We start from the raw sequence: 13,603 nt of genomic DNA on the forward strand, positions 1-13,603 counted from the left end.
GCCTTGATCAGGTGCTTCGCTGCCCTTGATATGCACCTCGTCACCCTTGCGCCGCCTCCACGAGCCCACGCCTCCCCCATCACATGGCGTCACGCTCGCGACGGTCCCCCTGACCTCGGGCATTCCCCGGCGGAGTGCTGCACTGCTAGAGAGGAGAAGGTTTCATGCGTGATACATCCTGCGACTTCTGCGCCGATGCGCTCAATATTCTGGTGCTGCAAGGCGGTGGTGCGCTCGGCGCCTACCAGATCGGCATCTTCGAGGCGCTGGCCGAAGCCGGCATCCAGCCCGACTGGGTGGTCGGCACCTCGGTCGGCGCCATCAATGGTGCCCTGATCGCCGGCAATCCGGAGGGCGAGCGCCTCAAGGCCCTCGAGTCATTCTGGTATGGCATCGCCCAACCCGCTGCCAGCATGGGGCCCGCCTTTCATCCGTGGGAGCGCAGTGTCGCGCGTACCTCCGCCATGCTGTGGGGCATTCCGGGCTTCTTCCGCCCGCGCCCGCTGTGGACGGTACCGATCTGGCAGAGCTTCTTCGGCGAGCCGCCCAGCCTCTACGACACCGAGCCGCTGGGCGACACGCTCAACCGGCTGGTGGACTTCGAGCGCCTGGATGCCCGCCACCCGGAGAACGTTCGCCTATCGGTCGGGGCGGTGAATATCGGCAGCGGCGCGCTGCGCTACTTCGATTCCTCGCATGAAGCGCTGGATCACCGCCATATTCTGGCCAGCGGCGCCCTGCCACCGGCCTTCCCGCCGGTGTGGGTCGATGGCGAAGCCTATTGGGATGGCGGCCTGTACTCCAATACGCCCGTCAGTTGGGTGCTGTCGGAGCGTCCGCATGGCGAGACGGTGGTCAACTGCTACGTGATCGACCTGTGGAGTGCCGATGGCAAGGTGCCGGAGACATTGCAGGAGGCGCAGCTGCGCGAGAAGGATATCCAGTATTCCAGCCGTGCCGGCGAGCACCTCAATCTGCTGGAAGAGAATCAGGCGCTGCGCATGGGGATCGAGAATCTCGCCGACCATCTGCCGGAGGAGCTGCGCCAGTCGCCGAAGATCCAGCGTATCCTCGCCATGACCCAGCAGCCCTCGATCAACGTGGTGCGCCTGCTGGCCTCGGCGCGCCCGGGCGAGACCTCACTGAAGGATATCGACTTCTCGCGCGCGACCATCGACTCGCGTCGCGACAGTGGCTATCAGGACATGCAGGAAGTGCTGAGCCGCTGCAGCCAGTTTGCGCCGCTACCGGAGGATATCGGGGTCATCGTGCGCAACTTCACGCGCAATGCCGAGGGCGAGCTGGTCAGCCTGTCGACGCCGGAGGCAAGCTCCAGCGACGATGATGAGGCGAGCATCACGGCAGAGGATTTGCCCAGTCAGGCGACCGGCAGCTGAGCAGCGCTGACGACGATTCAGCACGATCTATCCACACCCCATCGCAGCCGGCACGCGCTGGCGCCGCGCCAGGCGGGTGTGGATAACCCGGTGTCGGCAAGACGCCACCCGCCGGGTGGCCTCACCCGCGAAGCTGCGCGGCCCCCAGCCGTGAACACTCCTCGCGGGTAAGCTCGCGCCACTCCCCCGGCGCCAGCCCCTCGAGACTCAAGCCCGCCACCGACTCACGGTGCAGCCACACCACGCGATTGCCCAGGCTGCGCCACAGTCGCTTGACGTGATGATGGCGGCCCTCGTGCAGCGTCAGGCGTGCCTGGTCCGCGGTGAGAAACGCAAGCTGGGCCGGCAGTGTCGGGCGCGGATCATGTTCGAGCAGCACCCCCTGGCGAACCTGTGCGATCGCGCTTTCCTGTTCGGCCTCCGTCAGGGGCCGCTCCAGCCCCATGCGATAGCGCTTGGCGGGCCCCTCGAGCCCCGCATCGCTGATGCGCGCCGAGACATCGCCGTCGTTGGTCAGCAGCAGGGCACCGGTCGTCGCACGGTCGAGACGCCCGACATGGTGGATCTCGGCCAGCCAGCCGCTGTCCTCGCCGCGTGCATTCAGCGTGTCACGCAGCACATCGATCACGGTGGGGTGTTCGGGGTCATGACAGGCCGTCACGACCCCGGCGGGCTTGTTGAGCAGGATATGACGCGGACGCCGCGCGACCTGCAGGCAGACGGTCGCGTCAGGCGCTGACAGGTGGATGTCATCGAAGGGGCCGACCTCATGCAGCGGGTCACTGATCGTCGCGCCGTTGACCCGCACGCGCCCCGCCGCCAGCGCCGAGAGCGCATGGCGACGGTTGAGCTGTGGCTGACGTGTCAGCCAGCGGTCCAGCCGCATGGCCTAGTCCGCCGCCTTGAGCTGAGCTTCCATCTCTTCCAGCGCTTCCTGAGCCTCGAACCATTCGGCTTCGGCCTCATCGAGGCGACTCTTGATCTCGCCCTGGCTGGCCAGCAGCTTGGTCAGCTCCGCCTTGCGGTCCGCCTCGTAGAGCGTGGCATCGCCCAGCGCTTCCTCGATCTTGTCCAGCTCGCCCTGCGCCTTGCTCATCTTCTGCTCGGCCTTGTCGCTGACCTTCTTGAGCGGACGCAGCTTCTCGCGCAGTTCAGCCGCCTGACGGCGCGCTTCCTTGCGGTCCGGCGTGCGCGTGCTGTCTGTCCCTGCATCGGCATCCTTCTGGGCGCGCGCTTCCCGCCGCTCGCCCTCGACCCGCGCCTTGAGCCAGGCACGGTAGTCATCCAGATCACCATCGAAGGGCGTCACGCGGCCATCGGCGATGCACCAGAATTCATCGACGCAGGCACGCAGCAGGTGGCGGTCGTGGGAGACCAGAATCACGGTGCCCTCGAAGGTCGCCAGTGCATCGGTGAGCGCCTCGCGCATGTCGAGGTCCAGGTGGTTGGTCGGCTCATCCAGCAGCAGTAGATTGGGCTTCTGCCACGCGATCAGCGACAGCGCCAGACGCGCCTTCTCGCCACCGGAGAACGACTCCACCGTGGCGTAGACCTCATCGCCGTGGAAGCCGAAGCTGCCGAGGAAGGTGCGGATCTCCAGCTCGCCCGCCGACGGTGACAGGCGCAGCACATGATTGAAGGGCGTCGAGGACAGGTCGAGCCCGTCCACCTGATGCTGGGCGAAGTAGCCGATGGCCAGATGCTCGCCGGCGGTACGCTGCCCCTCGACCAGCGCAAGCTCGCCGGTGAGCGCCTTGATCAGCGTCGACTTGCCGGCGCCGTTGGGGCCGAGCAGGCCGATGCGCTGCCCCGGCAGCAGCGAGAAGCGCACCCCGGAGAGCTGCGGCGGCTGACCGGGATAGCCGATCACCGCGCGGTCCAGCCCCAGCAGCGGATGCGAGATCTTGTCGGAGCACGGGATGGTGAAGTGGAACGGGGAATCGGCCTTGACCGCCGCCGTCTCTTCCATGCGCTCCAGCATCTTCATGCGACTCTGGGCCTGACGCGCCTTGGTGGCCTTGGCCTTGAAGCGGCGCACGAAATCCTCGATCTCGGCGCGCCGCGCCATGGTCTTCTCGTGCTCGACCTGCTCACGCACCAGACGCTCGGAACGCGTGCGCTCGAAGCGGCTGTAGTTGCCCTTGTAGACCACCAGCTTGCGGCGATCGAAGTGAATGATGTGATCACACACCGCATCGAGGAAGTCGCGGTCGTGGGAGATCAGCAGCAGCGCGCCGGGATAACGCGCCAGCCATTGCTCAAGCCACAGCAGCGCATCGAGATCCAGGTGGTTGGTCGGCTCATCCAGCAGCAGCAGGTCAGAGGGCGTGAACAGGGTACGCGCCAGATTGGCACGCATGCGCCAGCCACCCGAGAAGGCCGCCAGCGGCTGACTGAGCTGCGCCTGACTGAAGCCGAGGCCGACCAGCAGCTGCTCGGCACGTGCCCGCGCGGTGTAGCCATCGAGGGTGTCGAAATGGGCGTGCAGCTCGGCCTGACGCTGGTGCTCACCGCTCTCTTCGGCGGCCGCCAGGGCGCGCTCGGTCTCGCGCAGCGCGTGGTCTCCGTCCATGACGTAGTCGACGATCGGACGCTCCAGCGCATCGATTTCCTGCGCCATGTGCGCGACACGCACGCCACCGGCCAGCGATACCGTGCCGCTGTCGGGCGTCAGCTCGCCGAGGATCAGGCCGAACAGGCTCGACTTGCCGGCGCCGTTGGGGCCGACGATACCGGCCTTGTGACCGGCATGCAGCGTCAGGTCCGCTTCGTCGATCAGCGGTGCTCCGCCGCGTTGCAGGGCGAGCTGGCGCAGTGCAATCATGACAACCTCGATCAGAAAATACGGGGGACGTCGGGCTCCCGTTCACCGCCACCGACACGAGCGCTACGACTCAGCAAGCTGCTGGGCGCGACTCGTGAAGAGACATCATCGGTGGCACGTGAAGAGACATCATCGGTGGCACGTGAAGAGACATCATCCGTGACACATGAAGAGACATCATCCGTGACACATGAAGAGACATCATCCGTGACACACGAAGAGGCCGACTTGATGGGCGCATATTCTATCGGATTGTGGGACTACGCGCTGTCTCTGTATGCCCTGCCCGGCGAGGTCGGCTCTGCGGGCAACCCTCAGCCGACGCCGGACATGATGAGTACCTGCCTGCTGCTGCAGGACGAGGCGGGCCTCGATGTCTGCGAGCTGCTGTGGATTCACTGGCTGTCCGCCCACGGCATCGCCCTGGCCGCCTCGCCCACTCGCCTGCTGGAAGACGTGCGCGACTGGCAGGGCTGGATGACCGGCATGCTGCGCGAGCGGCGCCGCCAGCTGAAGCAGGAGCTGACGACGCTGCCCGCGACCCAGGACCCGGCCGCGGTGCAACGCCTGGAACGCCTCTATCAGCAGCTCAAGGCCTGCGAGCTTTCCGCCGAGCAGGAGACCCTCGCCCAGCTGGAAGAGCTGAGTCCTGCGCTGTCGTCAGCCGAAGGCGCGACCGGCCTGCGGGCGCCCTTCGCGCATGTCGCGGACCCGCTGCAGGCCTTTCAGCAATCGCTGGCCCTGCTGAGCGGCAAGACGACGCTCGCCGTGGGGGACCACCCGTCGGCACGTGCCCTGCGCCGCCTGGCACTGGCCCGCGTGCCCGCCGGCGCCTGACAACGCCAGCGAGATGCGGAACTTGTACGCGGCTGGTAGAGTCGGAGTAACACTAGTGCCCGAGGCAGGCCATGCCGCCTCGGTGCCAATTGCGTGTTTCGGGCCCGTCTCAGGCCCATTCCATCCTGAAGGAGTTTTCATGAAACAGCTGGTCAGTGCCGTCGCGCTCGGCGCCCTCCTGGTCACCCCGTTCAGCTTTGCCGCCGATGACAGCCTCGCAGACGAGCAGGCACAGCTCAGCTATGGCATCGGTGCAACTCTGGGCAAGAGCCTTTCCCAGGACATCACCGATCTGGATCTCGACGCCTTCACTCAAGCCGTTCGTGATGTCTACGCCAAGGGCGACATGAAGATGAGCGACCAGGAAATCGCGGATTCGCTTTCCCGCTTCCAGCAGAAGAAGATGGAAGAGCAGAAGAAGATGGTCGAGCAGGAAGCGACCGACAACAAGGCAGAGGGTGACAAGTTCCTCGCCGACAACGCCAAGAAGGACGGCGTGAAGACACTGGATTCCGGCCTGCAGTACAAGGTGCTGGAATCCGGTGACGGCGCGACCCCGTCCGCTGAAGATACCGTCAAGGTGAACTACGAAGGCAAGCTGCTGGACGGCACCGTCTTCGACAGCTCCTATCAGCGTGGCGAGCCGGTCAGCTTCAAGGTCAACCAGGTCATCAAGGGCTGGCAGGAAGCACTGCAGGAAATGAGCGTCGGCGACACCTGGATGCTCTACGTCCCGGCCGAGCTTGCCTACGGCAAGGCTGGCACCGGCGGCCCGATCGGCCCGAACGAGACGCTGACCTTCAAGGTCGAGCTGCTCGACGTGACCAAGGCCGACGCCAAGCAGTAATGGCGGCGTGAGCCTCCCCTGCTGGTAACCGGCAAGCACTGCTGCCGGTAGCAACGAAAGAGCCGCCCATCGGGCGGCTCTTTGCGTTTCTGGCAAGGCCGGATGAGGGCCAGTGGCAAGCTCATCCAAGCGCATGCTGCGCACAGGACAACGGTGCATGCCATCACTACGGCAATGGCTGATGTCCGCTGATTCTCCCCTCCAGAAGGCCCGGTGCGGACGCCGCCAGCCTGTGGATAAATCTGTGGGGAAGCTATTGACCACAGGTTGACAACCGGCCTTTCCGGGGCCTGTCGCGGCAGTGATGCTGGTTGAACGCAAAGCAACCACTGACTTGATATTTTTAGTCGATATCGCGTAACAGTTTGTTTTTACTAGCCTTTATAAATCAGCACTTGACGGCACTGCGTTGCGTGTTCGAGGCGTCATGATTATCCACAAAATTTTCCTTGAGCGCTTGCCAACTTGTGGACAATGTGTATTTCACCCCTGAGAAAGGCCTCAAGACGCGGCGCATTCAGCGAGTGCCTCGCAGCGCTCAATCGGCGGTCGCGCTCAGGACGCGCGTCACGCCAGCGCGAACACCGGCGGGCCCCGGCGTGAATGGAATGCGATCGTAGATGCGCCCCTGGGCAGAGACGAGATAGAGCGCGGCGCCATGATCGATGGTGTAACCCAGCGCGGAGTCCTGTGCCTCGACACGCCGATAGCTGACGCCATAGCGCTGCGCCACATCGGCGAGTGCCGCCTGACTGCCGGTGATGCCCTGAAAGCGCGGCCCGAAGTGCCCGGTGTATTCGGCCAGCCGGGCAGGGGTGTCGCGCTCGGGGTCCAGCGACACCATCACCGGCACCACGCGCGCCGCCGCCTGGGGTGGCAGTTCAGACATCACCTGACGCAGCGCCGCCAGCGTCATCGGGCAGACATCCGGGCACTGGGTATAGCCGAAGTAGAGCGCGACGACCGGCGTGGCCTGCGCGTCTGCGGCCTCGCCCATCGTCACCTCCGCGAGCGTGAAGTCACCCTGCTGTGATTCGAGCTGGATGGGGCCGCCCAGACTGGCCCAGGCCTGCATGCCCGCGACCGGCGCCAGATCCCGCTGCGCCTGCTGCCAGGCGACACCGGCACCGATCACGGCCGCCAGGCCGACGGCACCCAGCAGCCACCAGCGTCTGGCGACGCCCTTGTCCAGCTGATGGCTCTCTTGTCGGCGAGTGCCTGCTTGCCCGTCCTGTGACTTTCGCTCTGCGCCCATCCCTGCCTCCCGGTGCCTTCTGCCTGAAACGACGTCCCTGCCGGCCGGGCTCAGCGCCAGCGGCTAGCTGCCCTGATGCGTCGGGCGGGTATCACTGCGAAACAATTGATCGACCGAGCTTTCGAGCTGCTCTGCCGTGGTGGCCTGCGGGTGGCTATCGAAATCGAACCAGCTGCCCAGTCGGCCACGCTCGGTGGTGACGATCACCTGCGCACGCCACGCCATGGTCGCGCTGCTGCAGAACCCCAGCTGCCCTTCCCCCTGCCAATGCTGGCGCTCGAGGCTCTGGGCATCGGTGGTGTTCAGCACGCTGCGCTTCACGCCCATGTCCATGTGGCGGCCGATGAAGTCCACCTCGACCCCCTCCGGTGAGACGCCTTCCGTCATCACGCGAATGCCCAGCGGCGTCAGCGGACTGATATCGCCCTCCAGCGCCAGGGTAATACGCCCGAAGCGGCCCAGCTCGGCAGTACAGGGGGCATGATTGAGCTCGCAGGACTGATTGGGCGCAAACCAGGTCACCTTGCCGTTGCTGCCATCGCGTACCAGGTAATAGTCGATCAGGTAATACAGCGAGACCACGATGGTGATCAGCGTGACGATGATCAGCAGATTGAGCAGCCGCGGGCGGGCATTGTCTTCTTCTACGCGATACATGGCAGTTCCGGCAACGGTCCGGCAGCGCATCGACAGGCAAGGCGCCCCGAATGGGAAAGAAAGTGACGTGATGGGAATGGTCTGCGCTCAGTCACGACATGACGGCACGCGTGACCGGCGAACAAGACCTGAGTCCAAGTGCAGCGCTGAGCGAGTCATGACAAGCTTACCAGCCCGCCTCACCGCGGCAGCAGGCGAGACATCATGTCACGCGCACGCCACATCGCTCTCAAGGCATTCGCACTCAGCCCCGACAAGGAGTCAGCATGGCAAGTGTACAGCAGGCGCTCGGCCCCCTCTTCCTGTTGATCCTCGCGGGGGCGCTACTCGGGTGGAAGCGTTTCCCCGGCGAAGGCTTCTGGAGCGAACTGGAACGCCTGATCTATTACGTGCTGTTCCCCGCCATGCTGGTGTCCACGCTGGCACGCGCCGACATGGCCAGCGTGCCGGTCGTGGCGCTGGCCAGCGTGATGCTGGGCGCGATGCTGCTGTTCGCCGCCGCGCTATGGCTGAGCTGGCGTCACGCGCCGGACTGGCTGAGCCGTCATATGGGCGACGCCGCCTCCTTTACCTCGCTCTTCCAGGGCAGCATCCGCTTCAACAGCTACGTCGGCGTGGCCGGGGCAGCAGCGCTGCATGGCAGTGCCGGGGCAACCGTCGCGGCCGTGGCGCTGGCGCTGATGGTGCCGGCCGCCAACCTGCTGTGCGTGATGGCCTTCATCGGGGCAGGCACCCTGGGCGAAGGCGGTCTGCTGCGCTCGCTCAAGGCGCTGACCCGCAATCCGCTGGTGCTGGCGTGTCTGGCCGGCACGGCGCTCAACCTGAGCGGCATCGGCTTGCCGGGCTGGAGTGGTGACGCCATCAGCCTGCTGGGGCGCGCCGCCTTGCCGCTCGGCCTGGTCGCGGTGGGCGTGGCGCTGCGTCCGCGTGTACTGGTGAGCAGTGGCAGCGTGGCGTGGCTGGCAAGCCTGCTGAAGCTGCTGGCGATGCCGGCACTGGTGGTCGTGCTCTGCCGGTGGTTCGGCCTCGAGGGAGTGGCGCGTGATGTGGCGATTCTGTTCGCGGCGCTGCCCACCGCGACCTCCGCCTATATTCTGGCCCGCCAGCTGGGCGGCAATGCCGAGCTGATGGCGGCGTTGATCACCGCCCAGACGCTACTGGCGATGCTGACCCTGCCCCTGTGGCTGGCGGCCTGAGCTCTTGTCGACCTGAGCTCCTGTCGAGTTGTCGAGCTGACGACCGCACATCCGAACGCGACGTGAGAACTCGCAGTGTGCGCAGCGCACAACAAAATGCGCAAAGCGCACAAGAAAAAGGGCATCCCCAGATGAGGATGCCCAAGACCGTGACTAGCTTGATGAGGAGAAACACCGTAGCGGGGGCCTGACTCCGCCGCTACGGCTGGGCTTGCGCCCTGCGATGTCTGCCCGGACACCGCACAGACAAGATAATCATTCTCATTTGCTTTTGCAAGGCAAATGCGAAGAATTTCTATTTAAGCTTTATCTTTTACATCCTCGAGCGAGAACACCCTCAACTCCGCATGCAGCTCGACCTCCAACGCCGTCATGGCTTCCGCACGCGCCAGGCCATCACGCTCGGCGCGATACAGATGCGGGGTCATGGTCAGCAGGTCCCGAATCTGCTCATTGCTGGTCAATGACAGCCCCGCATGCAGATGCTCGACCTCGCCACTGATGGCGAAGCCAGCGGACTCGGCAGCGCTCAGTCCGGCCTCGCCACGCGCGGGCTTCAGCTCGCGGTAGAGAATCTTGCGCAACGCCAGCAGATGCTCGCCCCCCGCTTCCAGCAGCACGACGTGGCCACCGGGCTTGAGGACTCGCGCGAATTCCTGCCAGACAGGGAAGCCGAAGGCGCAGATGACGACATCCACACATGCATCTTCCAGCGGCAGAGCCGCGTTGGTGCCCACCAGCCAGGCGGCATCACGTGACTGCTTCGCCGCGGCCAGCACCGCGTGCTTGGAGATATCCAGCCCCGCCGCCGTCAGCGAGAGATTCTGCTCACCGGCAGTGCACGCCAGCTGACGCAGATAGAAGCCTTCGCCGCAGCCGGCATCCAGCACGGCCAGCGGCGCCTGAGTCGTCTGGGCCGCCGCCAATGCCAGCACACGGCTGGCCAGGGCCGCCGCCAACGGCTGATAGCCGCCGAGGGCGAACAGGCGCTGACGGGCACTCACCATCGCCTTGCTGTCGCCGGGGTCCAGGCTGCGCTTGCGCTGCACCGGCAGCAGATTGACATGCCCCTGGCGTGCGATATCGAAGCGATGCCCGTCGGCACAGCACCAGCTCTGGCCATCACGTACCAGCGGCTGGGCATCCAGCGGACAGGTCAGGGCCGTCAGCGGGGTCATGGTCGGGCGATCAGCCGAGTCGGCGGTAGGCGTCGTCATGGTCAGCAACTCTCGGGACGGGAAAAGAAAAGGGCAGCAAACACGGCAAGCGGCACAGGCCGCCACGCAGGCAAATGGCCTTGGCACGCAGAACCGCGCCATGGCGATGGGCCTCACACGCAAGCGGCCACCCGAAGGCGGCCGCGATGCAGCGTCATGAAGACGCCGCCACTGCGCACGAGGCGCTGATCAGTCCTGCTTGACGAAGATCAGGTCCCACACGCCGTGGCCGAGACGCTCGCCGCGCTGTTCGAACTTGGTCAGCGGACGGAAGTCCGGACGCGGCACGTAGGGCGCGGTTTCCGCCGGAGCGGTGTTGGCAAAGCCCGGCGCTTCGGCCATCTCTTCCGCCATCGCTTCGGCGTAGTTGGCCCAGTCGGTGGCCATGTGGAAGTGGCCGCCCGGCTTGAGCACACGACGCACCAGCTCGACGAAGGCCGGCTGAACGATACGACGCTTGTGGTGCTTCTTCTTCGGCCACGGGTCCGGGAAAAACAGCTGGAAGGTGTCGGCGCAACCGGCCGGCACGCAATCCGCCAGCACTTCCAGCGCGTCGTGACGATAGACACGCAGGTTGGTCAGGCCCAGCTTGTCGACATCATCCAGCAGCTTGCCGACGCCCGGCGCGTGCACTTCGATGCCGATGAAGTCGGTGTCCGGGTTGGCCTGCGCCTGTTCACACAGTGACTTGCCCATGCCGAAGCCGACTTCGATCACCAGCGGTGCCCGACGCCCGAACAGCGCTTCGAGATCCAGCTCGCCCTGCTCGTGACGCAGGCCAAGGCGCGGGAAGACCTCTTCGAGCCCACGGGTCTGGGCCTGGGTCATGCGGCCACCACGAATCACGTAGCTCTTGATGCCACGCTTGCGGGCGACGGCTTCATCGGCAACGGAAGGGGTCGCTGGCGCGCTTTCGGTCTGCACGCTTTCGGGCTGCGCGCTCTCGTTCTGCACACTCTCTTGCTGCGCATCGTCAGCGGGAGCAGAAGTGGACGTGTCGTCCTGCGGCTTGGAAGTCTCGTCAGTCATGGGGTCGTCTTGGTCTTTGCATGAACGATGCGCGAGCATCGGATTCGAATGTTTCAGGGCTCAGCCAGTGATCAGGCCAGCGCCCGGTGAGGAGGCACGTGCCGTCAGGCGAGTCGGCATGCGGCCGGCCAGGAAGGCACCACGGCCGGAAATCACGGCCTGACGCATGGCATCTGCCATCAACAGCGGCTGGCGCGCGTGGGCGATGGCGCTGTTCATCAGCACGCCATCACAGCCCAGCTCCATGGCGAAGGCGGCTTCTGACGCCGTACCCAGACCGGCATCGACCAGCACCGGCACATTGGCGCGCTCGATGATCAGCGATAGGGTGTGCGGGTTGAGAATGCCGAGGCCGGAACCGATCAGCGAGCCCAGCGGCATGATGGCGCAGCAGCCGATTTCCTCGAGCTGGCGCGCGACGATGGGGTCGTCGGAGGTATACACCATCACGTCGAAGCCATCGGCGACCAGCTCTTCAGCGGCCTTGAGCGTCTCGACGATATTGGGATACAGCGTGTCCTGATCGCCCAGCACTTCCAGCTTGACCAGGTTGTGGCCATCCAGCAGTTCACGAGCCAGCTTGCAGGTACGCACCGCGTCACGCGCGTTGTAGCAGCCGGCGGTGTTGGGCAGGAAGGTATAGCGATCCGGTGACAGCACGTCGAGCAGGTTCGGCTCGTCAGCGTTCTGACCCAGGTTGGTACGGCGGACCGCAAAGGTGACCACTTCCGCGCCGGACGTCTCGATGGCGGAGCGTGTCTCGTCCATGTCCTTGTACTTGCCGGTACCGACCAGCAGGCGCGAGGAGAACTCGCGACCGGCGACGATCAACGGGCTGTCGCCGGCGACCTGGGTGACGGGATTGTTCAATGTCGGGGCAGAACTGTCTGTCATGATGACCTCATCGAGCTGGACGTGAACGCGCTGAGCGCGAGCGAGTAGTGAAAAGTGTCAATCCTGGAAACAGGACGAATCAGCCACCACCGATGGCATGGACGATCTCGATGCGGTCACCGGCATGCAGACGGGTGTCGGCGTGCGCGCTACGTGGCACGATGTCTTCATTGCGTTCCACTGCCAGTCGGCGGCCCTGGAGACCGAGACTCTCGACCAGGGCGGCAATCGTCGTGTCGTCCGTCACCACGTGGTCTTCACCGTTGAGCTGTATCTGCATGCTGTCCTCCCGCGAAAAGAGGCCGCTATTGTAGCGGCTTTACGTGGACAGGCGTAGGCACATCGTGCCGCGCCACCTGCCCTCAAGGAATTATTGTCTATGCGTCACAACGACACCCACTCCCGCCACTGGTGGCTGGCCATGGGACTGGCCGGCATGTCCACCGTCGCGCTGGGTGCCTTCGCCAGTCATGGCCTGCGCGGCACCCTGAGCGCGGACATGCTGCGAGTGTTCGAGACCGGCGTCCGCTATCAGATGTGGCACGTGCTGGCGGCGGTCGGGGTACTCGCCTGGCGCTCGGTGCAGCCGCTGCGCGGCCAGATGCTGACGCTGGGGCTGTGGGCCGCCGGCATCCTGATGTTCTCGGGGTCGCTGTATGCCCTGGCGACCACGGCGCGCACCCAGCTGGGCATCATCACGCCCATCGGCGGCCTGCTGCTGATCGCCGGCTGGCTGAGCCTGGCCGTCACCGGCTGGCGTCAGCGCGGCAGCGAAGAGAAGGACATCAACAAGCTGTAGCGGACTGGCCCAAGGCGTGGCCCACGACCGCCCCGGGGTCAGTCATCGCTGTCCGGCAAGGTATAGGTCGCGGTCACGATGGCGACCGGGTCCGTATCACCGTGGCTGAAAAGCTCGATCTCGCCGACGGCCAGCCGCCGACCCAGCTTGCGGATACGCGCGGTGGCCATCAGATCGCGGTCGCCGCGCGCACGACGCAGGAAGTGGATGCTGAGGTCACTGGTGACGGCCATCGGCTCCGGGCCGATCTCGCCGAGAATCGCGACATACAGGCAGACATCCGCCAGCGCCATCATCGTCGGCCCGGACACACAGCTGCCGGGACGCAGGTGCTCGTCCTCGATGGCCAGCCCCATGGTCGCCCAGCGATCGCCGACGGCCTCGATGGTACCCAGACGCTGGGGGAAGACTTCATCGAGGAAATCCTCGATGGCGGCGGCGCTCATCACGGGCATGACATTCTCCTCGACACACTGGGTCCGATCGCGCGGTTACGCGGTTTCTGGGGCAAGGCTAGCGGCAAATGCGGTCTCGGGAAACATGCGCCTGGCAAAATAGTGGCCGGGCAATTCCTGCTCGCCGACAGACGACAACGGCGACCCAGGGTCGCCGTTGTCGTGTTCACTGTTTCCTGTCGTCAGCCGCCCTGCG

The 13,603-nt window shown here is 65.3% G+C and carries 14 protein-coding genes; 5 read left to right on the forward strand and 9 right to left on the reverse strand.

The features are described from left to right. Positions 1 to 164 precede the first annotated feature (164 nt). Entirely contained in the window at positions 165 to 1,397 is a 1,233-nt protein-coding gene (locus QD280_RS07540; RefSeq protein WP_192839066.1) for a patatin-like phospholipase family protein, read from the forward strand. A 121-nt stretch (positions 1,398 to 1,518) separates the two neighbouring features. Here the strand turns inward: QD280_RS07540 and QD280_RS07545 are convergent, their stop codons facing one another. Both QD280_RS07545 and QD280_RS07550 read right to left on the reverse strand, forming a co-directional pair. Further along, the gene (locus QD280_RS07545; RefSeq protein WP_279838825.1) at positions 1,519 to 2,283 is read right to left on the reverse strand and encodes a pseudouridine synthase; all 765 of its coding nucleotides are present in this window, start codon (positions 2,281 to 2,283) and stop codon (positions 1,519 to 1,521) included. A gap of 3 nt (positions 2,284 to 2,286) precedes the next feature. Next, positions 2,287 to 4,221, reverse strand: coding sequence for an ATP-binding cassette domain-containing protein (locus QD280_RS07550; RefSeq protein ID WP_107335718.1), 1,935 nt, complete (start codon positions 4,219 to 4,221; stop codon positions 2,287 to 2,289). A gap of 231 nt (positions 4,222 to 4,452) precedes the next feature. On the opposite strand from QD280_RS07550, the gene QD280_RS07555 reads away from it, so the two are divergent. Then, a complete protein-coding gene (locus QD280_RS07555; RefSeq protein ID WP_160317873.1) occupies positions 4,453 to 5,058 on the forward strand; it encodes a TIGR02444 family protein in 606 nt (201 codons plus the stop codon). Positions 5,059 to 5,197: 139 nt separating this feature from the next. After that, positions 5,198 to 5,905 carry an FKBP-type peptidyl-prolyl cis-trans isomerase gene (locus tag QD280_RS07560; protein ID WP_043333314.1) on the forward strand — a complete coding sequence of 236 codons (708 nt, stop codon included), beginning with the start codon at positions 5,198 to 5,200 and terminating at the stop codon, positions 5,903 to 5,905. Between the two features lie 538 nt (positions 5,906 to 6,443). On the opposite strand, the gene QD280_RS07565 is transcribed toward QD280_RS07560, so the two are convergent. Continuing rightward, a complete protein-coding gene (locus QD280_RS07565; RefSeq protein ID WP_279838826.1) occupies positions 6,444 to 7,160 on the reverse strand; it encodes an SCO family protein in 717 nt (238 codons plus the stop codon). 63 nt (positions 7,161 to 7,223) lie between these two features. After that, entirely contained in the window at positions 7,224 to 7,817 is a 594-nt protein-coding gene (locus tag QD280_RS07570; RefSeq protein ID WP_052384509.1) for a hypothetical protein, read from the reverse strand. A 266-nt stretch (positions 7,818 to 8,083) separates the two neighbouring features. On the opposite strand from QD280_RS07570, the gene QD280_RS07575 reads away from it, so the two are divergent. Continuing rightward, entirely contained in the window at positions 8,084 to 9,013 is a 930-nt protein-coding gene (locus QD280_RS07575) for an AEC family transporter (RefSeq protein WP_279838827.1), read from the forward strand. Between the two features lie 299 nt (positions 9,014 to 9,312). Here QD280_RS07575 and QD280_RS07580 read toward each other — a convergent pair whose 3' ends face one another. The 4 genes from QD280_RS07580 to thiS all read right to left on the reverse strand — a co-directional run bounded on the left by QD280_RS07580 (position 9,313) and on the right by thiS (position 12,433). Then, positions 9,313 to 10,230, reverse strand: a complete 918-nt coding sequence (locus QD280_RS07580) for a putative RNA methyltransferase (RefSeq protein ID WP_279838828.1) — start codon at positions 10,228 to 10,230, stop codon at positions 9,313 to 9,315. A gap of 189 nt (positions 10,231 to 10,419) precedes the next feature. Further along, positions 10,420 to 11,259 carry a tRNA (guanosine(46)-N7)-methyltransferase TrmB gene (trmB, locus tag QD280_RS07585; RefSeq protein WP_082388702.1) on the reverse strand — a complete coding sequence of 280 codons (840 nt, stop codon included), beginning with the start codon at positions 11,257 to 11,259 and terminating at the stop codon, positions 10,420 to 10,422. Between the two features lie 60 nt (positions 11,260 to 11,319). Next, positions 11,320 to 12,153: a thiazole synthase gene (locus tag QD280_RS07590; protein ID WP_052384900.1), complete on the reverse strand. Its 834-nt coding sequence runs from the start codon at positions 12,151 to 12,153 to the stop codon at positions 11,320 to 11,322. 79 nt (positions 12,154 to 12,232) lie between these two features. Then, the gene (thiS, locus tag QD280_RS07595) at positions 12,233 to 12,433 is read right to left on the reverse strand and encodes a sulfur carrier protein ThiS (RefSeq protein WP_043336981.1); all 201 of its coding nucleotides are present in this window, start codon (positions 12,431 to 12,433) and stop codon (positions 12,233 to 12,235) included. A 99-nt stretch (positions 12,434 to 12,532) separates the two neighbouring features. Here thiS and QD280_RS07600 point away from each other — a divergent pair, with 99 nt between their 5' ends. Beyond that, positions 12,533 to 12,952, forward strand: coding sequence for a DUF423 domain-containing protein (locus tag QD280_RS07600; RefSeq protein WP_279838829.1), 420 nt, complete (start codon positions 12,533 to 12,535; stop codon positions 12,950 to 12,952). Between the two features lie 38 nt (positions 12,953 to 12,990). On the opposite strand, the gene QD280_RS07605 is transcribed toward QD280_RS07600, so the two are convergent. Next, on the reverse strand, positions 12,991 to 13,407 hold the full coding sequence (locus tag QD280_RS07605) for a PaaI family thioesterase (RefSeq protein WP_043336979.1): 417 nt from the start codon (positions 13,405 to 13,407) through the stop codon (positions 12,991 to 12,993). Between the last annotated feature and the right edge of the window lie 196 nt (positions 13,408 to 13,603).

It is taken from the genome of Cobetia sp. 1AS1 (genome assembly GCF_029846435.1).
Classification (GTDB): domain Bacteria; phylum Pseudomonadota; class Gammaproteobacteria; order Pseudomonadales; family Halomonadaceae; genus Cobetia; species Cobetia amphilecti.